The sequence below is a fragment of the Frankia sp. CcI49 genome (genome assembly GCF_001983215.1).
GTDB classification, from domain to species: Bacteria; Actinomycetota; Actinomycetes; order Frankiales; family Frankiaceae; genus Parafrankia; species Parafrankia irregularis.
Genome location: NZ_MOWP01000019.1, coordinates 65793 through 85114, shown reverse-complemented (window position 1 = coordinate 85114; position 19322 = coordinate 65793). Strand labels below are relative to the sequence as shown.

16 protein-coding genes are annotated in these 19322 nt (G+C 72.8%); 10 read left to right on the top strand and 6 right to left on the bottom strand.

Features of this window, described 5'->3' with window-relative positions; all coding sequences use genetic code 11:
• Window positions 1-23: 23 nt before the first annotated feature.
• From CcI49_RS18455 to CcI49_RS18440, 4 genes are all read left to right on the top strand, one after another.
• Window positions 24-1601, top strand: a complete 1578-nt coding sequence (locus CcI49_RS18455; RefSeq protein WP_006540681.1) for a methylmalonyl-CoA mutase family protein — start codon at window positions 24-26, stop codon at window positions 1599-1601.
• Entirely contained in the window at window positions 1601-2002 is a 402-nt protein-coding gene (locus CcI49_RS18450) for a cobalamin B12-binding domain-containing protein (protein ID WP_076828083.1), read from the top strand. Before CcI49_RS18455 ends, CcI49_RS18450 begins: the two co-directional genes overlap by 1 nt.
• A gap of 148 nt (window positions 2003-2150) precedes the next feature.
• Window positions 2151-3107: an LLM class F420-dependent oxidoreductase gene (locus tag CcI49_RS18445; RefSeq protein ID WP_076828081.1), complete on the top strand. Its 957-nt coding sequence runs from the start codon at window positions 2151-2153 to the stop codon at window positions 3105-3107.
• Entirely contained in the window at window positions 3104-4192 is a 1089-nt protein-coding gene (locus CcI49_RS18440; RefSeq protein WP_076828079.1) for a CoA transferase, read from the top strand. Before CcI49_RS18445 ends, CcI49_RS18440 begins: the two co-directional genes overlap by 4 nt.
• Window positions 4193-4343: 151 nt before the next feature.
• Here the strand turns inward: CcI49_RS18440 and CcI49_RS18435 are convergent, their stop codons facing one another.
• A complete protein-coding gene (locus CcI49_RS18435; RefSeq protein ID WP_076828077.1) occupies window positions 4344-5459 on the bottom strand; it encodes a SpoIIE family protein phosphatase in 1116 nt (371 codons plus the stop codon).
• A gap of 289 nt (window positions 5460-5748) precedes the next feature.
• Window positions 5749-6588, bottom strand: coding sequence for a helix-turn-helix domain-containing protein (locus CcI49_RS18430; protein ID WP_076828075.1), 840 nt, complete (start codon window positions 6586-6588; stop codon window positions 5749-5751).
• Window positions 6589-6893: 305 nt separating this feature from the next.
• On the opposite strand from CcI49_RS18430, the gene CcI49_RS18425 reads away from it, so the two are divergent.
• From CcI49_RS18425 to CcI49_RS18415, 3 genes are read left to right on the top strand one after another with little or no spacing between them, the layout of a single operon-like run.
• Complete coding sequence (locus tag CcI49_RS18425) at window positions 6894-7475, top strand: hypothetical protein (protein ID WP_158230780.1); 582 nt, start codon at window positions 6894-6896, stop codon at window positions 7473-7475.
• Complete coding sequence (locus CcI49_RS18420) at window positions 7468-11547, top strand: TIR domain-containing protein (protein ID WP_076828071.1); 4080 nt, start codon at window positions 7468-7470, stop codon at window positions 11545-11547. Before CcI49_RS18425 ends, CcI49_RS18420 begins: the two co-directional genes overlap by 8 nt.
• The gene (locus tag CcI49_RS18415) at window positions 11544-12056 is read left to right on the top strand and encodes a toll/interleukin-1 receptor domain-containing protein (RefSeq protein ID WP_076828069.1); all 513 of its coding nucleotides are present in this window, start codon (window positions 11544-11546) and stop codon (window positions 12054-12056) included. Before CcI49_RS18420 ends, CcI49_RS18415 begins: the two co-directional genes overlap by 4 nt.
• A gap of 63 nt (window positions 12057-12119) precedes the next feature.
• Here the strand turns inward: CcI49_RS18415 and CcI49_RS18410 are convergent, their stop codons facing one another.
• The 4 genes from CcI49_RS18410 to CcI49_RS18395 all read right to left on the bottom strand — a co-directional run bounded on the left by CcI49_RS18410 (window position 12120) and on the right by CcI49_RS18395 (window position 15716).
• Window positions 12120-12872: an ABC transporter permease gene (locus CcI49_RS18410; RefSeq protein WP_054570214.1), complete on the bottom strand. Its 753-nt coding sequence runs from the start codon at window positions 12870-12872 to the stop codon at window positions 12120-12122.
• Complete coding sequence (locus tag CcI49_RS18405) at window positions 12872-13849, bottom strand: ATP-binding cassette domain-containing protein (RefSeq protein ID WP_116437439.1); 978 nt, start codon at window positions 13847-13849, stop codon at window positions 12872-12874. The genes CcI49_RS18410 and CcI49_RS18405 overlap by 1 nt, the downstream gene beginning before the upstream one ends.
• Window positions 13850-13881: 32 nt before the next feature.
• Window positions 13882-14562, bottom strand: a complete 681-nt coding sequence (locus tag CcI49_RS18400) for a PadR family transcriptional regulator (RefSeq protein ID WP_054570213.1) — start codon at window positions 14560-14562, stop codon at window positions 13882-13884.
• 125 nt (window positions 14563-14687) lie between these two features.
• The gene (locus CcI49_RS18395) at window positions 14688-15716 is read right to left on the bottom strand and encodes a ferredoxin--NADP reductase (RefSeq protein WP_076828067.1); all 1029 of its coding nucleotides are present in this window, start codon (window positions 15714-15716) and stop codon (window positions 14688-14690) included.
• Window positions 15717-15870: 154 nt separating this feature from the next.
• On the opposite strand from CcI49_RS18395, the gene CcI49_RS18390 reads away from it, so the two are divergent.
• From CcI49_RS18390 to CcI49_RS18380, 3 genes are read left to right on the top strand one after another with little or no spacing between them, the layout of a single operon-like run.
• Entirely contained in the window at window positions 15871-17319 is a 1449-nt protein-coding gene (locus CcI49_RS18390) for an AMP-binding protein (RefSeq protein WP_076828065.1), read from the top strand.
• The gene (locus tag CcI49_RS18385) at window positions 17297-18241 is read left to right on the top strand and encodes an acyl-CoA dehydrogenase family protein (protein ID WP_076828063.1); all 945 of its coding nucleotides are present in this window, start codon (window positions 17297-17299) and stop codon (window positions 18239-18241) included. Before CcI49_RS18390 ends, CcI49_RS18385 begins: the two co-directional genes overlap by 23 nt.
• Complete coding sequence (locus tag CcI49_RS18380) at window positions 18228-19316, top strand: acyl-CoA dehydrogenase family protein (RefSeq protein WP_054570209.1); 1089 nt, start codon at window positions 18228-18230, stop codon at window positions 19314-19316. Before CcI49_RS18385 ends, CcI49_RS18380 begins: the two co-directional genes overlap by 14 nt.
• The last annotated feature ends 6 nt before the right edge of the window (window positions 19317-19322 follow it).

Sequence of the window (19322 nt, the reverse complement as noted above, 5' to 3'; positions counted from 1 at the left end):
CTCCAGAAAGTAATGAAGCGACGATGAGCGATTCTGTCCAGACCAATTCCGGCCTGCCGGTCAGTCCGGTGTACGGCCCCGCCGACCGCGGGGCCGAGCCACCGGAGCCGGGCCGCTTCCCCTTCACCCGCGGCAACTACGCCAAGGGGTACCGGGGGCGCACATGGACCTTCCGGCAGTACTCCGGCTTCGGCACCGCGGAGGAGTCCAACAGCCGGTACCGCTACCTGCTCGACCAGGGCGGGACGGGCCTGTCGGTGGCGCTCGACCTGCCCACCCAGTGCGGGTACGACTCCGACGACCCGGAGGTGACCGAGGAGGTCGGCCGGGTCGGCGTCGCCGTCGACACGCTCGCCGACGCCGAGGTGCTCTTCGACGGCATCCCGCTGGACAAGATCAGCACCAGCTTCACCATCAACGGCACCGCCGCGATCCTGCTGGCCTTCTACGTGGCCGCCGCGGAACGTTCCGGGGTGCCCCGGTCGAAGCTGACCGGCACGATCCAGAACGACATCCTCAAGGAGTACGCCTCCCGCGGGACGTGGATCTGGCCGCCGACGCCGTCGCTGCGCCTCATCGCCGACACCATCGAGTTCTGCGCCGCCGAGGTGCCGCGGTTCAACGCCATCTCGGTCGCCGGCGCGCATTTCCGCGACGCCGGCGCCAACGCGGTGCAGGAGATGGCCTTCACCCTCGCCGACGGTGTCACCTACTGCGACACCGTGATCGAGCGCGGGCGCCTGACGATCGAGCAGTTCGCCCCGCAGGTCTCCTTCTTCTTCTACACCCACGGCGACTTCTTCGAGGAGATCGCCAAGTACCGGGCCGGCCGCCGGCGCTGGGCGACCATCGTGCGCGAGCGGTACGGCGCGACCGCCGACAAGGCGTCGATGTTCCGCTTCGGCTGTGTCGCCGGCGGTGCCTCGCTGTACGCGCCGCAGGCGCAGAACAACATCGTGCGGGTGGCCTACGAGGCGATGGCCTCGGTGCTCGGCGGCGTCCAGTCGATGTTCACCGCCGCCTGGGACGAGCCGTTCGCGCTGCCCAGCGAGGAGTCGGCGACCCTCGCCCTGCGCACCCAGCAGATCCTCGCCCTGGAGACCGGCGTCACCCGCACCGCGGACCCGCTCGGCGGCTCCTACTTCGTCGAGGCGCTGACCGACGCCACCGAGGCCCGCATCGTCGAGATCATGGACGACCTCGAGGCGCACGGCGGCATGGTCCGCTGCATCGAGGACGGCTACCTGCAGGGCCTGATCGCCGACGAGGCCTACCAGCTGCACAAGGACATCGAGGACGGCACGGTGCCCATCGTCGGGGTGAACCGGTTCGTCGCCGACGAGCCGGCACCCGACCTGGCCACCTACGAGCTGGACGCGGACGGGCGTGAACGACAGCTGAAGCGGCTGGCGAAGGTGAAGGCCGAGCGGGACGGCGCCGCCGTGCGGGCCAGCCTCGACGCGCTCGCCCGCGCCGCCGAGGGAGACGGGAACCTGATGCACAACCTGATCGACTGCGCCAACGCCTACTGCACGGTCGGCGAGATGGTCGCCGCCCTCAAGGCGGTCTGGGGCGAGTTCCAGCAGCCGGTGGTGTTCTGATGCCGGCCCGGGTTCTCGTCGCCAAGCCCGGCCTGGACGGGCACGACCGCGGCGCGAAGATCATCGCGCGTACGCTGAGGGACGCCGGTTTCGAGGTCGTGTTCACCGGCATCCGCCAGCGCATCGAGGACATCGTCACGATCGCGCTGCAGGAGGACGTGGCGCTGGTCGGCCTGAGCATCCTCTCCGGCGCGCACATCGCGCTGACGACCCGCACCATCGAGGCGCTGCGCGCGGCCGACGCGGGTGACATCGCGGTCGTGGTCGGCGGCACCATCCCGCCGGCGGACGTCCCGAAGCTGCTGGAGGTCGGCGCCGCCGCGGTGTTCCCGACCGGCACCTCGCTCGACGAGGTGGTCACCCGGGTCCGGGCGCTGACGGCGGCGGCCACCACGCCCTGACGCCGATCCGGCGCCGACCGCCCCCTGCCCCGGCACCGGCCTGGCACAGGCCCGGCGCGGGTCGCCGTGCCGGGGGCGGGTTCACGGCAGCGCGCGAGCGCGACATCGATGTGACGAGATCGGGACGTAACGAGAACCGGAGGGTCCAATGCGGGTCGGCGTGATGATCGGACCGGAGCGGGGTGACTCCGCGCGCAAGGTCGGGCGGATGATCGACGACGTCCTGTGGGCCGAGGGCGCGGGGATGGACACCGCCTGGATCCCCCAGGTGCCCTCCGACTTCGACGCGCTCATCGCGGTCGCCCTGATGGGTGCCCGCACCGAGCGGATCGAGCTCGGCACGGCGGTCGTCCCGCTGCAGCCGCAGCACCCGATCGCGCTCGCGCGCCAGACCCTGTCGGCGCAGGCGGCCACCGGCGGGCGGCTCGCGCTCGGCGTCGGGCCGTCGCACCACTGGATCGTCCGCGACATGCTCGGCCTGCCCTACGACAGGCCGGCCGGGTTCACCCGCGACTACCTCGAGGTCCTCAAGGCCGCGCTGAGCGGGCCGGGGCCGGTGGACGTCGAGAACGGCACGTTCACCGTCCACAACCCGATGGAGATCGGGCCGGTCGCCCCGCTGCCGGTGTTCCTCGCCGCGCTCGGGCCGGTGATGCTGCGCATCGCCGGCGAGCAGGCCGACGGCACCGTGCTGTGGCTCGCCGACGAGCGCGCGGTCGGCGAGCACGTGGTGCCGCGGATCACCAAGGCGGCGGCCGAGGCGGGCCGCCCGGCGCCGCGGATCGTCGCCGGCATCCCGGTGTGCCTGTGCGCGCCGGGGGAGGAGGACACCGCGCGGGAGCGGGCTAACCGCATCCTCGGCGAGGCCGAGGTCTCCCCGAACTACCAGCGCCTGCTCGACCAGGGCGACGCGACCAACGTCGGGGACATCGCCGCGGTCGGCGACGAGGCGGCCATCCTGGCGGCCTTCCGGCGGTTCACCGACGCCGGCTGCACCGACCTGTCGGTGCGGCTGCTGCCCATCGGTGACAACCGCGACGAGCTGATCGCCTCCAAGCGGCGGACCCGGGAAGTGATCGCGGCCCTCGCGGCGGAGGTCAGATGAGCCCGGAACCTCAGGCAGGCCCGGAACCTCGGTCAGGCGCGGGACCCCTGGCCGGTATCCGCATCCTGGAGGTCGGCCACATCCTCGCGGGCCCGTACGCGACGATGATGCTCGCCGACCTCGGCGCCGAGGTGACGAAGCTCGAACCGCCCGGCGGGGACCTGTCCCGGCAGGTCAGCGACGCCTACTTCGCCAGCATCAACCGCGGGAAGCGCAGCATCCGCCTCGACCTGACCGGTGAGGCGGGCCAGGCCCGCCTGCACGAGCTGGTGGCCGACGCGCATGCGCTCGTGGTCAACCTCAAACCGTCGGCGATCCGGAACTTCGGCCTGACCTACGAGGCGCTGCGCCCGTACAACGAGAAGATCGTCTGCGTGGCGCTGACGGGCTTCGGGCTGTCCGCCGGCGACGACCCGGCGTTCGACTACGTCATCCAGGCGGCCACCGGGGTCGCCGCGCTCACCGGCGATCCGGACGGCCCGCCGACGCTGCCCGGCTACTCCTCGGCCGACAACTCCGCCGGCCTCACCGCGGCGCTGGCGCTGCTCGCGCAGATCGTCTCCGGTCGCGGCGGGCAGCTCGAGGTCTCACTGCGCGACGTCATGCTCTCCCAGCTCAACTACCGCGCCTCGGCGTACCTCAACGAGGGCACCGAGCCGCGGCGGATGGCGTTCGGCGCGCACTCGTACTACGTGCCGGCGCAGCTGTTCCCCACCGCCGAGGGCTACCTGGCGCTGTTCGTCACCCACGACGGCTTCTGGAAGAAGTTCTCCACCGAGGCCGGCGTGACGGGCTTCGAGACGATGGCCGAACGCGCGGCCCGGCGCGAGGAGGTGCTCGCCGTGGTCACCGCGGCGCTCGCCGCCGACACCGCGCAGGGCTGGGAGACGCGGCTGAAGCGCCTCGGTGTCCCGGCGGCGAAGGTGCGGTCGCTGCCCGAGGCGCTGGAAGCGACACCGGAGATGGTCGTGCGCGCCGGCGACTTCCGGCTGGTCGGCAGCCCGGTCCTCGTCCACGGCTACGAGCCCGACTACGGGCCGCCGCCGCGCCTGGGCGAGCACGGCGGCCAGCCGGACCAGCCGTAGCCGGCCGGACCGCCACGGCCGGCAGCGGACTGGGCTCGTGACGGGCGGAACGCTCCGTGGGACCAGTCTGTCGGCCGGGCCAATGACCTGGCCGGTCTCGCGTTCGATCACGCTCAATGACGATCGGCCGTAGCGGGGGCGCTCGCCCCCGCTACGGAGCCCGGACGGCGAGGAGGCAGAGGTCGTCCTCCCGGCCGGCCGGCCCGGCGAGGTCCGTGACGATGCCGTCGCAGAGGTCAGCGAGACCGCCCAGCCCGCCGGGGCTGTGGCCGGCCGCGGCGCGGGCCAGCGTGTCGAGCCGGTCGGTGAGGGAGGCACCCCGGCGTTCCACGAGCCCGTCGGTGTAGAGCAGGAGCTGGGCGCCCGGCGGCAGGCTCAGGTCGGTCTGCCCGTAGGCGAGCCGCGGGGCGGCGCCGAGGATCGGGCCGTGGACGTCGTCGAGGTAGTCGGGGCCGGCGCCGGTGAGCACCAGGGGCGGCAGGTGGCCGGCACATGACCAGGTGAACCGGTGGGTGGCCGGGTCGAGACGGCTCACGACGGCGGTGGCTGTGGTGCCGTCCGGGTCGGGAGCGAGGTTCGTCGACAGCTGGGTGGTGATGCCGGCCGGCGAGTAGCCGGCGAGGGCGTAGGCACGCGTCGCGTGGCGCAGCTCGGCCATCGCGGCCACGGCTGGCAGCCCGTGGCCGGCGACGTCGCCGACGACCAGCAGGACCGCGCCGTCGGGGAGCAGGGACGCGTCGTACCAGTCACCACCGACGCCGGCGTCGCGGGTGGCCGGCAGGTAGCGGGCGACGAGGCCCATGCCGGGCAGGTCTGGAAGTATCTGCGGAAGGATGGCGCGCTGCAGCATGTCCACGATCGCGTGCCGCCAGGTGACGTCGACGACGAGCCCGATCACGCGGGTCGCCTCGCCGGCGGAGCTGGCCACGATCCGGCCCAGCCCCTGTACCCACACCTGGGAGCCGTCCCGCCACACCACGCGGTACTCGGCCAGGTAGGAGCCGCAGGCCGCGATGGCGCTGTCCACGGCCTCCCGCACCCTGGGAAGGTCGTCAGGGTGGATGGTCGCGTAGAAGTCCGTCATCGTCTCGCCGAACTCGTCGAGGCGCAGGCCGTGCAACTCGGCGGTGCGTCGGTCCCAGGTCAGCTTCCCGCTGACGATGTCGCGATCCCAGATGCCGACCTCGGCGTCGGCATGCGCGATGTCATTCGCGTGAGCCAGCGCCCAGCCGGCACCCGGCTCCATCGCCTCGATCCGGTCCACCATTGGAAATGCCCTACCCCGGCCCCGCACAGGCATGCCGACGTCAGCCGGGTTGGAGAAGCACCCGGCGCGACCAGGCCGTCAAAGCCGCCTTCATGGACGTTCGACCAGCCAGCGCTGGACGCCGAAGCCCCGGCCGACGGCTGGTACGCCCTGCTGACCAACCTGGCCGCCACCGCTCCAGCACCACCTGCTCGACGCCTTCGGCGTCGGCCCCACCCAACCCCCATGCCCCTTTACAAGATCGCAGAGATTGGTCGGCAGCGCGGAATCCGCCTGGCGAAACACGGGTTCAGCCGCGCATGGCGAGGTTGCGGCTGATGCTCGCCGCTGCGCGTCGCACCTGGTCGGTGTGTCGCATCGAGACCCGCTCGGCGGCCGTGACGACGGCGACTGATGCGACGGCCTGCCCGTTCGGCTGGCGAATGGCGGCGGCCACGCAGCAGATTCCGTGAACGAGTACCTGGCTGTCCATGGCGACGCCGCGGTCACGGATATCGGCGCGGGCCCGGCGCCACTCGGCCTCCGAGAACTGGGGCGGCCCGTAGAGGTCAGGCCGTTCGGCGAGAAGGACCTGCCCGGTGGCGGTCGCGGGCGGAGCGGAGCTGATCGGGCTGAGGACGACACCATGCGCCGGGGCCAGCACACTGACGGCGTCGACCACGACAACGTCCGGGTCGTCACGGAGCACGGCGATGACGACCGTGGCGTCGGAGTCCCGAACCAGGTCGCGAACGGGTGTGCGGGACGCACGAAGCAGCGGTGTGTGCGACGGCCGGACATTCCTCATCCGATGCACGGCTGGCCCGACGCGGTACGCCGAATGCACCCGCTCGACGGCGCCCACCGCGACCAGCTGATCGAGCAGGCGATACGTGGTCGCCTTGGGCAGATCCGCCAATCTCRCCAGCCGGGACAGCCCGGCCGTTCCCTCACCGGAAACGGCATCCAACAGCTGGAACGCGCGCTCAAGGACGCCTTGACCGGATTTGCCCGCTGGCTCCTGGTCGCCATCGTCGCAGCCCGCCGCCGGGTGCGCCGGGGTGGCCGGGCGTGTGTCTGCGGAGGGGGGAGACGGGTCGGCGGGAGCTCTCTGGGCGGTGGCTGTGTTCTCACCCGTGATCGCCGTCATGCGCCCTCCGAACCAAGTGGCCTCTGGTCGCCGCCGAGCCAAGCTGCCTGGGCTGGCTGCCGCGGAGAGGACTGCGGCTGCGCCTACCGGCATCCGCAGCTTTCCGGGTAAGGCGTCCGCGCGGTTCGCCGGGCGGAATCATATCCGTGCAATGACCGGTCCATTGAATGGACCGGGAACTGTCCTCGGTCGCCTTCTCCGTCCAGTCTCGGTCTGTCAGGCAGCCGGCCGCCGTGATTTCGGCCGGGATCACTGTTTCTGGAACGGCCGTGAGTGGAAGGCCGCCGATGCCGAGTGGAGGAACCATGCCGGGCCGAATGCGCACAGGCCTGACCGCGGTCCTGGCCGCGGTGGCGCTCGTCCTGCTGGGCGCGTGTGGCTCCTCGGACGAAGACAACAGCAGTCGCGGCGACAGCTCCTTTCTCGATCCCGGTTCGGACAGCGGTGTCTCCGCCGATCCGGGACCTGGCTCCGGCGTCGGTTCCACCTCGGGCGACGGCGGCAGGACCTACACGCTCTCGGTCAGCACCGAGGGAGGCGAGGTCCTCGTCGAATCCTCCCGAGGGACGGTCCGGTGCCCGCCGAACTGCACGTTCCAGGTGGCGTCCGGGCGGCAGATAACACTTGTCGCGACGGAGCCCACCTCTGAGGTCTTCGGCCGGTGGGAGGTCACCGGCGCGGGGCGGGGCAGGGACACCTGTGCGGGCACACGGTCGCTCTCGTGCACGATCACGATCACCGGTGATGTGACCGCGCTGGCCCGCTACGGCGCGCAGCCGGACCCGGTCACGGAGCCGGCGGACACCACGGGCCCGGACCAGGCGTCGACGTCCGGTTCCGATGCGAGCCAGGAGCCGGGGACGTCAACGACGTCGCAGCATGGCTGACGGGGACCGGATCTTTCTCAGCTATGCGGAGGCCGACCGCGAGTGGGTGGCCGGCTACCTGACGCCCGCTCTCGGGCTGCGCGCCGACCAGGTGCTCACCGCCGACCAGTTCCCACCGGGCGAGCCGGTTGTCACCGCGTTCGAACAGGCGGTACTCGGCAGTCGCGCCACCGTGGTGGTGCTGACTCCGGCGTACCTGACCGACAGATGGGCTCTGCTCGCGGAGCTGCTGGCCTCCTACCAGGACATCGCCGTCGACGGCACCGGTGCCGTCGGCGGGGCCGCCGCCCGGGTCGTCCCGGTGCTGCGGGAGCCGTGCGACATCCCGCTGCGCGTCGGCTTCCGGGTCCGGCTCGACTTCACTGATCGCAGCCGTTGGGAGGCACAGGCCGCCCGGCTGCGGGCGTTCCTCGCCCAGCCGGAGCCACCGGTGGCCGAGGAGATCCGCTGCCCCTACCCGGGCCTGGCTCCGTTCGGCCGGACGCACACCCGGTTCTTCCACGGTCGTGATCGCGAGATCTCCGACCTGCGGCGGCGGGTGCGGTCGCAACCGTTCACCCTGGTCGTCGGTCCGTCCGGCTCGGGTAAGTCATCGTTGGTCCTCGCCGGTCTGGTGCCCCGGCTCGGCGCAGACCCGGACCGGTGGCTGGTGCGGACGCTGCGGCCAGGCGCGGCACCGATGTCTGCCCTCACCGGGGCGCTGGAGCTCACGCGGCGGGGGCCAACCGCGCAGCTGTCGGTGCCGGCCGCCTCGGCGGTGGCAGGTCTGCTTGCCGGCCGGGTGCCGTCCGACGGTGAGGTGACCTCCGACGGCGAGGCGCAGCCGGCGGGCCGGCTGCTGCTCGTCGTCGACCAGCTGGAGGAGGTGTTCGCCCAGGCGCCGGCGGACGCCCGGGCCGCCTTCCTGGCCACGCTCGTCGAGCTGCGCGGCGTCGAGTCCTGCCGGGTGGTCGCGACGCTGCGGGCGGACTTCTACCCGGAACTGATGACCAGCCCACTGTGGCCGCTCGACCTGGGCGAACGAGTCGAGATCGCGCCGCTGCGAGGGGCGTCGCTGCGCGAGGCGATCGTTCGGCCGGCCGGCGACGTCGGCGTCCAGGTGGACCGGGGCCTGGTCGAACGCCTGATCGCCGATGCGGCGGACGAGCCGGGCTCGCTGCCGCTGGTGCAGGAGACGATGGCCACCCTGTGGGACGAGCGGGACCGCCGGCTGCTCACCCTCGCCACCTACGATCAGCTGGGCACCGACGGGCGCGGGGGCCTCGCCGCCGTGCTCGCCCTCCGCGCGGACGGGGTGCTGGCCGGGCTGACCCCGGCGCAGCGTGCCGTCGTCCGCCGGGTTCTGCTGCGCCTGGTCCAGCCGGGCGACGGCCGTGGCGACACGCGCCGTCAGCAGCCGGTGTCCGTGCTGCGGGCTGTTGACGAGGATCCGGCGGTGTTCGACGTCGTCCTCGCCCGGCTGCTCGATGCCCGGCTGCTGACGCCGAGCGGTGACAACAGCGGAGCGCAGCGGTGCGTCGACCTCGCGCACGAGGCCCTCATCGCGGGCTGGCCGATGCTGCGCCAGTGGATCGACACGGCCCGCCAGGACCTGCTCGTCGCGCGGGCGCTGGCCCGCGACGCCGAGCAGTGGTCGACCGGTGGCCGTGACGACAGCGACCTCTACCGGGGGGCTCGGCTCGCCGCCGCCGCGGACTGGGCCACGGCGAACAGCGCGGAGCTCAACCGGCTCGAACGGGACTTCCTCCACGCCGGTCAGGCCCGCCAGGCCGGTGAGCTCGCGGCAGCGCGGCGCACGAACCGGCGGCTGCGCTGGTTCGCGCGGGGACTTGCCGCGTTCCTGACGCTGGCGATCGCCGCGTCGGGGCTGGCGGTCGCGCAGTCGGTGCGGGCTGGCAGGCAGGCCGATCTGGCCGCCGTGCAGAGCCGCGCGGCGCTGTCGCGCCAGCTCGCCGCCCAGGCGGTCGCGGCCCAGACCAGCCAGGTCTCCCGAGCGCTCCTGCTCGCCGCCCAGGCCTCCCGTGTGGACGACACGGCCGAGGCGCACAGCGCGCTGCTGTCCGCGCTGCAGAACAGTGACCCACGCCTGGTCAGCGTCCTCGCCGGTAGCGGCGCCGGCGGATCAGCCGGCGTCGCCGGACCCGTCGGTGCCGGTGTGCCGGTGCGCGCGGTCGCGGTCAGCCCGAACGGGCGAACGGTGGCGACCGGCTCCGAGACGGGCACGGTGACCTGGTGGGACGCCGACCATCAGCGCCGGGCGGGTGCCACGGCGAGCGACCAGCGAGACGCGATCCAGGCCCTGGCCTTCAGCCCGGACGGCCGGACGCTCGCCTCGGGCAGCCTCGACGGCACGACCCAGCTGTGGGACGTGGCCGGCGGGCGCCCACTCGGACCGCCGCTGCGTGCCGCGCAGGACTCGGTGTGGGCAGTCGCGTTCGGCCCGGGCGGCGCCGTCCTGGCGGTCGGCGGCGGAGCCCGCGACGGCCAGAGCGCGGGCGGCCAGAGCGCGGGCGGGGTGGCCACGGTCTGGGATGTGGCCCGGCGCGTGCCGGTCGACTCCTTCGAGCTGCCCGGCGCCACGCCGGTGGCCGCCGTCGCGTTCAGTCGCGACGGTGCCGCGCTCAGCGCGGCCGGCCTGGACGGGGCGGCGAGCATCCGGGACCTGACCTCGCACCGCACCCGGGTCGTCCAGCCTCCCGCGGGAAGCTTCACCGCGGCCGCGCTGGGGGCCGACGGACGGACGCTCGCCCTTGGCACCGACGCCGGCCTGGTCGAGATGTGGGACATCACGGCGGGGCGGCAGCTGCTGCCGCTGCGCGCCGACCATCTGGACCTGGTGGAGGACGTCGCGGTCAGCTCCGACGGCCGGCTCGTCGCCGCCGGCGGCGTGAACCACACGGTCGTCGTCTGGGACACCAGCACCGGCAGCATGGTCGGCGACCCGCTGCGCGGGCACGCGGCAGGCCTGGAGTCGGTCGCCTTCGGCCCGGACGGGCGCACCGTCGTCTCGGGTGACGGGGGCGGCAGCGCGATCCACTGGGACCTCGCCGGCCGGCCGGGCGGGCGGGCACCACTGACCGGCCACCGGGCCGCTGTGTGGGGCCTGTCCGTGAGCCCGGACGGGCGCCTGCTCGCCACCTCCTCCGATGACGGCACCGTCATGCTCTGGGACGTCCGCGGTGGAGGTGGGCGCGCGGTGTTCCACGGCAGCGGGCAGACGCAGGCCCTCGCGTTCACGCCGGACGGCCGCTGGCTGGCTGTCGGCCAGGGCGGAGCCGTCGCCCTGTGGGAGGTGGCGGGCGACCACACGGTCCGAGCGGTGCCGACGGGAACGACGGCGGGCACGACGGCCCTCGCCGTCAGCCCGGACGGCCGCTGGCTCGCGGCGGGCACCAGCGACCGCACCGTACTGCTGTGGGATCTCTCCGAGGCCCACCCCGCCGGCCGGCGCCTGCCCCCGCACACCGGCACGGTCACCGGGCTGGCGTTCAGCCCCGACGGGCGCATGGTGGCCTCCGCCGGCCTGGACGGCATCGTCGCGCTGTGGGACGTCGGCGCCGGCCGGTCCGCCGGCACGTTGGGCCGGGTGGGTGATGCCGGCCTGCAGAGCCTCGCCTTCGACCCGGCCGGCCGGATCCTCGTGACCGGCGACGATCACGGCACCATCAGGAGCTGGGACGTGGCCCGCCGGCAGCCCCGGCAGAGCGCGCTCGCGGCGCACGCGGGGCCGGTGTACACCGTTGCCGTCAGCGCCGACGGGCGCACCGCCGCGACCGGCGGAGAGGACGGTCTGGTCGTGCTGTGGCGGCGCGACGACACGGGCCGCTGGTACCGCCTCGACGAGCCGCTGCGGGGGCATACCGGCGCGGTCACCAACGTCGCGTTCGCTCCCGACGGCCGCACCCTCGTCTCGGCGAGCTTCGACCGGACGGCCCGCCAGTGGGACGTCGATCCCGAGTCGTGGCGGCGGCGCGCGTGCGCGATCGCCAACCGCGACCTGACCCGCACAGAATGGAGCCAGTTCGTGGGCGAGAACCTCAGCTACGAGTCGACCTGCGGGTTCACCCGGTGACCCGGCCGACCTCGGAGGGCCCGGAGGGCTTGGAGGGCACAGGGAGCGCGGGGAGCGTCCAGGGCGCGGCCGGTGCGCCGGACCTCCCGTACGACGTGTTCGTCAGCTACCGGCACCGAGAGCCGGCGCTGTCCTGGGTTCGCCACCGGCTGGTTCCCGGCCTGCGGCAGCGGGGCCTGCGGGTCTGCCTCGACGTGGACTCGTTCCGCCTCGGCGCACCGCTGGTCCTGGAGATGGAGCGCGCGGTGGTCGAAAGCCGGTGCACCCTGGCCGTCCTCACGCCCGCCTACCTGGACGGCACCTTCACCGAGCTGGAGAACGTGCTCGCCGAGCATCTCGGCCTGGAGACGGCGCAGCGCAGGTTGATCATGGTTCTGCGCGAGCCCTGCGAGCCGAAACTGCGGCTGCGGGCCCGGATGTGGCTCGACCTCACCGCCGACGACGAGCTCGAGGCAGGCTGCGACCGCCTGGCAGGTGAGATCCGCTCCCTACAGCCGCCACCGCGGTAGGTCCGGGCCGTGGCCGCGCGGTTCCGGGCGAGTACGGCGGGTCGGGGCGCGGCCGGCCGGCGCTCAGGCGCTCTGGCGCTGGAAGACGCGCGTTCCCCACAGCGCCAGCAGACCTGTCAGCGCCACGGTGACCAGGGTGCCCACCCACACGTGCTGGTCGCCGAAGTCGCCGCGGAACAGCGCGCGGCTGGCGTCGACGACGTAGCTCAGTGGGTTGGCCTGGGAGGTGTGCCGCAGCCACGCCGGCGCCAGCGACATCGGCAGCAGCACCCCGGACAGCAGCAGCAGCGGCAGCGAGACGCCCTGGACGAACGGGGCGAACGCGTCCTCGTCCTTCAGGATCAGGCCCATCGCGTAGGACGCGGCCGAGATACCGAGGCCCAGCAGGCAGACGAGGACGAGCGTCGACGCGACGCCGCTCCACGAGGCGCGCAGCCCGAACGGCAGGGCGACGACGACCAGCAGCAGGGCCTGGACGGCCGTCACGACCATGTTGCTCAGGGTCCGGCCGAGGATGAGGGAGGCGCGGCTGGCCGGGGTGACCCGCTGCCGTTCGATCACGCCTTCGCGCAGCTCCTGGATGATGCCGAAACCGGCGAAACCCGCACCGAAGATCGTCAGCTGGAGCAGCAGGCCGGGGACGAACACCCGCCAGGCGTCGTCGCCGCCGAGACCGCCGCCGGTGACGTTCTTCAGCAGCGGGCCGAACAGCACCAGGTAGATGATCGGCTGGGTCAGGCCGAAGAAGACCCACACCGGATTGCGCAGCAGGACGCGCATCTGCCGCTGGAAGACGACCCAGATCTCGGTTCGCATCAGGCCGCCGCCTCGTCGCGCAGGGTCCGGCCGGTCAGGGTCAGGAAGACGTCGTCGAGCGTCGGCCGCTCGACGCTGATCGAGGTCGGGCTCAGGCCGGCGGCGTCCAGGCCGCGCAGGATCGGCGCGACGGCGACCGTGCCGTCGTCGACCGTCACGTGCAGCCCGGTGTCGGTGGCGACCAGGTCGCGGATCGGATGCGCCTCCTTCACCACCGCCTCGGCGCGGTCGCGGGCCTGCAGGTCGGGCAGGCCGAGCCGGACGACGTCACCGGAGACCCGGGACTTGAGCGCGGCCGGCGTGTCGTTCGCGACGATGAGGCCGCCGTCCATGACCAGGATGCGGTCGGCGAGCGCGTCGGCCTCGTCGAGGTAGTGGGTGGTCAGAACGACTGTCACTCCCGCGTCGTCGCGCAGGGAGCGGATGTGCGTCCACAGGTTCGCCCGGCTCTGTGGGTCGAGCCCCGCAGTCGGCTCGTCGAGGAAGACCAGCCGCGGCCGGTGCATCAGGCCGATGGCCACGTCGAAGCGGCGCCGCTGACCACCGGACAGCTCCAGCAGCGCGCGGCCCTCCAGACCGGCGAGGTCGAGCCGCGGGGCGAGCTCCGCGACACGGTCCCGCGCATCCGCCGCGGACATGCCCTGCAGCCGGGCCTGGGTGACGAGCTCCTCGCCGACCCGCAGCCCCGCGCTGGGCGCCGCGCCCACCTGCGCGACGTAGCCGATGCGCCGCCGCACCTCCCGGGCCTGGCGGACCAGATCCAGGCCGGCGACCGTCGCCGTGCCCGAGCTCGGGAGAAGCAACGTGGTGAGCATGCGCAGGGTGGTGGTCTTGCCGGCGCCGTTGGGACCGAGCAGACCGACGATCTCGCCTGCGCGGACGTCGAGGTCGATGCCGCGGACGGCGTCGAGGGGACCGGTCTTCGTCTTGAAGGTGCGGGTGAGGCTCCGCGCCTGAATCAGATCATCCGCTGCCACGGGCGCAGCATCACACAGGGGTCGACGATTAGTCAAACTTGAGTAAATGGAGCCTCGTCATTGCCGGAAGTTGCCGGGCTGTCGGGGAGCGGGCCCGGACCGGTGGCGCGGTCGGGCCCGGGGGCGGAGAAGCCGGGATCGCCGGCGAAGCAGTACGCGCCGGCGCGGATCCTGCGGATGAACTGGCGGGCCCAGGTGATCTCGGCGCGGATCCGGCCGGTGGTGAAGTCGAAGATCTCGCGCACGTGCTCGGGGATCCCGCCGTCGGCGCCGGTGGCCCCGTCGACGATGGAACCGCGGGTGAACGCGGCCTCGGCCAGCTCCGACTCCAGGGCGGTGACGCGCGACTGCAACGCCCGGACGAGCTCGTCGCGCGGCATGAAGAGCATCAGGCACAGGGCGGGGATCAGCGGTTCCGCCGGGCGGCGCACCGTCCACCACGCCTCCCGCAACAGCAGGGTGAACTCCTTCTCGCCCTCCGGGGTGAGGACGTAGGCCGTCCGCTCCGGCCGGTTGCTCTCGCTGTCCCGCGCGTGCACCGCGATGCACCCGTCCCGTTCCAGGGTTCGGATCGCGCCGTAGACCGAGCCGGGACGGACGTTGGCCACCTCCTCGAGCCGCCAGGTCACCAGTTCGCGGCGCACCTGGTAGCCGTGCACGGGCTGCATGATCCGGATCGCACCGAGGACGAGCAGACGGGTTGCTGAGGACATCCGCCTATGCTAGTCAATCTTGACTAAGTGCTGGGCCTCGGTCCGACCCGGGTGCCACCGCACATCCGCGCACCGCCGTGCGCAGCGCGTCGGCGGAGACCTCCGCGCCTGCGCCGGGCGGGACGTCACTCGTACCGGACGACCGCCGAGGCCGAGTCCGGGACACCCTGGCAGGTGAGCACGTAGCCCTCCTCGATCTCCTCCTCGGTGAGGGCCTCGTTGACGCGCATGGTCGCCGTGCCCTCCACCAGCTTGGCGATGCAGGTGGCGCAGGTGCCGGACTCGCAGGAGAACGGCGGGGCGAGCCCGCCGCGCCGGGCGCTCYCCAGGAAGGTCTCACCGGGCCGCCGGGGCACCGAGATCTTCTTGTTGCGCAGGATGATGGTGACGGTGCCCTCAACCTCCGGCACGGCGTTCGCCGCCCCGTCAGCCCCGTCAGCGTCGTCGGACTCGGGGGCGATCACCGCGGCGGCGCCGAAGCGCTCGGTGAAGACCCTGCCCGGGCCGGGAAAGGCGTTCTCGACGAGGTCCATGAACGGCTCGGGGCCGCACACGTAGACGTCGGCGTCGGTGTCGGTGCCGACGAAGGCCAGCACGGCGGCGGCGTCGAGATAGCCGCTGTCGCTGTCGAGGTGACGCACCACGGTGAGCCGGTCGGGATACCGCGCGACCAGGTCGGCCAGGGCGGCCTCGAAAATCATCGAGGGCGCGTCCCGGTCGGCGCACAGCAGCCGGACCTCACGCTTCGTGCTGGCGAGAGCGCTTTTCGCCAGCGAGATGACCGGTGTGATGCCGCTGCCGCCGCAGAATCCCAGCAGCGGGGCGTCGTTGTCCTGCAGGCAGAACACGCCGAACGGCCGGGTGATCTCGACTTCGTCACCCGCGGCGACATTGTCGATGAGCCAGTTGGAGACCCGCCCGCCGGCCACCCGCTTGACGGTCGTCATCAGCTCGGTGTCGGTCTCGGGCGCGCTGGACATCGAATAGGAGCGCAGCAGTTCCTCGCCGTCGATCTCGACCCGGAACGTGCAGAACTGGCCGGCACGGTAGGTGAACGGGCCGCTGCTCGGAGCGAGGACGAAGGTGCGGGTGTCGGCGGTCTCGCGGATGATCCGGGTGACGGTCGCCCTCTGGAACAGAGGGGGTCTCGGCATCTACGGCCTCCTTCTGGTATGAAGATTCTACTGAGGTGAGAATATAATTTCCGGGAGTGGGAGGGGAGCCTTCCACCGGCGTCTCGGACGTGCTGCTGGCAGCGTGGTGACCATTCGTTTCGATCCGCGTGATGACCGTTCGAAAGGAGCGGCGATGAGTGATCAAGCCGCGCTCGTCTTCGAGGAACGGCAGTACAGCCTGGCACATCTTGAGGCGCTGACCGACGGGATGGCGGGAGCACTGGCGAAGCACGGGGTCCGGGCCGGTGAGCGGGTGGCGCTCATGGCCTCGAACCGACCCGAGTTCGTGCTCGCCGTCCGGGCGGCGTGGCGTCTGGGAGCCGCCATCGTAGCGCTGAGCCCCTCCTGGAAGCAGGCCGAGATCGAGCACGCGCTGGCCATCACCGGTGCCCGCCTGGCCGTCGGTGACCAGGAGCTGCTCGGGAACCTGCTGCCGATGTGGCACCTGGACGAGCCGATCCCCACCGGCGGCGGGCCGTTCCCGGCCACCGACCCGGACGCGGACGCGCTGCTGGTCTTCAGCTCGGGCACCACCGGCCTGCCCAAGGCCGTCCGGCACACGGCGAGATCCTTCGCCACCGCCGTCGGGCAGTGGCGCGACGTGCTGGGCCTGACCGGCGCCGACCGCATCCAGGTGACCACCCCGCCGTCACACATCCTGGGCATCCTCAACATCGTCACCGCGCTGGAGACGGGCGCCTGGTTACGCCTGCACCGCCGCTTCGACCTGGACCTGGTGCTGCGCTCGATCGAGCACGACCGGATCACCGTGGAGATGGCGGTCGCGCCGATCGCGCTGGCGATGGCCTCGCACCCGGCGCTGGAGTCCTATGACCTGTCGTCGCTGCGCTACATCATGTGGGGCGCCACCCCGGTCACCGCCAGCGTCGCCGAGACGGTCACCCGCCGCACCGGCGTCGGCTGGGTGCCCGCCTACGGGGCCAGCGAGCTGCCCGTCATCGCCTGCAACCCGCTGACCGGTGCCCGGCTCGACAGCGTCGGGAAGGCCGCCCCCGGCGTGACCCTGCGCGTGGTCTCCCTGGAGACCGGCGCCGTGCTCGGCCCCGGCGAGACCGGAGAGATCCAGGCCCGTTCCGACTCGCTGATGGCCGGCTACCTGCCCGCCGAGGCCACCGCGGACGCCTTCGCCGACGGCTGGTACCGCACCGGTGACGTCGGTGAGCTCGACGCCGACGGGTGGCTGCGGCTGACCGACCGGGTCCGGGAGATGGTCAAGGTCCGCGGGTTCCAGGTCGCCCCCGCCGAGGTCGAGGGCGTCCTGCACGGCCACCCGGCGGTGGCCGACTGCGCGGTGTTCGGCATCCCCGACCCCGTTGACGGCGAGGCCCTGATCGCGGCGGTGACGGTCGCGGCCGGGACAGCTGCGGCCGGGACAGCTGCGGCCGGGCCGACGAGCGCCCCGGTGGACGCCGACGCGCTCGTCGCCTGGGTGGGCGAGCGGCTCGCCTCCTACAAGCGGCCACGCACGGTCGTGTTCGTCGACGACATCCCCCGCCTGCCGTCCGGCAAGGTACTGCGGCGAGTTCTCAAGGAGCGCTATGGACGTACGTCTGACCACTGAGCAACGCGACCTGCGGGACGCGGCCGCGCGGCTGGCCGACGACCTCGGCCCCGGATCCGTGCTGGATCTCGACGACACCGAGCGCGTCGAGCGGCTGGAGAAGGCGGTCGCGGCCACCGGCTGGCGGTCGCTGCGCTCCGACGGCGCCTCCGGGGTGGAGGTCGCCCTCGTCGTCGAGGAGTTCGCCCGCGGGCTGGTCGACGTCCCGCTGCTCGGGCCGCTGCTCGCCGACGACCTGCGCGCGCGGCTCGGGGACGAGGCCGAGGTGGCCGAGCCGGTGGCGCTCGCCGTCGGCGACGAGGCGGTCGACGCCCGCGGTCTGCGCGGCGCGCTCGGCCTGCGCGCGGCCGGCGACGGCGGCACGGGCGGTGTCGGCGGCACGGTCGGCACGGTCGGTGTCGGCGAGCCCGTGTTCGGGATCGACCTGACCCGGACCAACGCCGCGGCCAGCGGGCCCTTCGAGCCGGTCGGCGAGCTCTCCGCGGATGCCGCGCTGCGCTGGCAGGCGCTCGCGCTCACCGTGACGACCGCCGACATCCTGGGCGCGGCCCGCGGCGCGTACGCGCTGGCGTGCGACTACGCCAAGGTGCGCTCGCAGTACGGCCGCACCATCGGCTCGTTCCAGGCCATCGCCCACCTGCTCGCCGAGAGCCTCGCGCTGATCGAGGGCTCGGTGAGCGTGCTGCGCTACGCGGCGTGGGCCGTCGACGAGCTGGAGCCCGCCGAGGCGGTGCGCGCCGGCCAGGTCGCCAAGGTCTACACCGCCCGGGCGGCGCAGACCATCTGCGAGACGTCCGTGCAGGTCCACGGCGGTATTGGCAACACCTGGGAGTGCCTGGCCCACGTCTTCCTGCGGCGCGTGCTGACATCCGGCGCGCTGTTCCCGGTTTCTCTGGAGGAGATCGACCTTGGACTTTCGTGATTCGCCGGAGGAGGCCGCGTTCCGCGCGCGGCTGCAGGCGTGGCTGGCCGAGAACGCGAAGAAGTTCCCCACCTCGGGCGACGAGTACTGGGCGAAGGCGGGGGAGTGGCATCAGGCCCTGCACGCCGCCGGGTTCTTCGGGAGCACCTGGCCGAAGGTGTACGGGGGGCAGGAGCTGCCGGCCGTCTACGACGTGATCGTCGACGAGGAGCTGGCCCGCGCCGGCGCCCCGGCCCGGCCGAGCCTGGGCTACCTGGTGATCGGCCTGGGCCGGCACGGCAGCGAGGCGCTGCGCCAGCGGTTCCTGCCCGGGATGATCAACGGCACCGAGCGCTGGTGCCAGGGCTTCAGCGAGCCGGGCGCGGGCTCCGACCTGGCCTCGCTGACCACCACGGCCACCCTGGAGGGCGACCACTACGTCCTGCACGGCCACAAGATCTGGACGAGCTACTCCGACGAGGCCGACTGGTGCCTGGTGCTCGCCCGCACCGACCCGGCCGCGCCGCGGCACAAGGGCATCTCCGGGTTCATCGTGTCGATGCACCAGCCCGGCATCGAGCAGCGCCCGCTGCCGATGATGAACGGGGTGACCAAGGAGTTCGGCCAGGTCCTGTTCGACGGGGCGACGGTGCCGGTCGACCAGATGGTCGGCGCGCCCGGCGAGGGCTGGAAGCTGGCGATGACCGTCGTCGGGCACGAGCGGGAGCCCTCGACGCTCGGCTTCACCGCGCGGTACGGCAAGACCGTCCGCAACCTGGCGGCGACCCTCGACGGGCCGCCGTCGGACGAGCTGCGCTGGGCCGCGGTCCAGACCGAGATGCTCCGGCTGCACGTGCGCCGGCGGCTGTCCGAGCAGCTCGACGAGGTCAGCCACGGCCCGGACGGATCCCTGGACAAGCTGCTGATGACCTGGGTCGAGCAGTCGGTCGGGCACGCCTGCCTCGCCTCGGGCGGCACCCGTGACCCCGAGCTGCTGAGCACCTATCTGTACAGCCGCGCGCAGAGCGTCATGGGCGGCACGTCGCAGATCCAGAAGAACATCATCGCGGGACGGATCATCGGCCTCGAGGTCTGAGCCCGG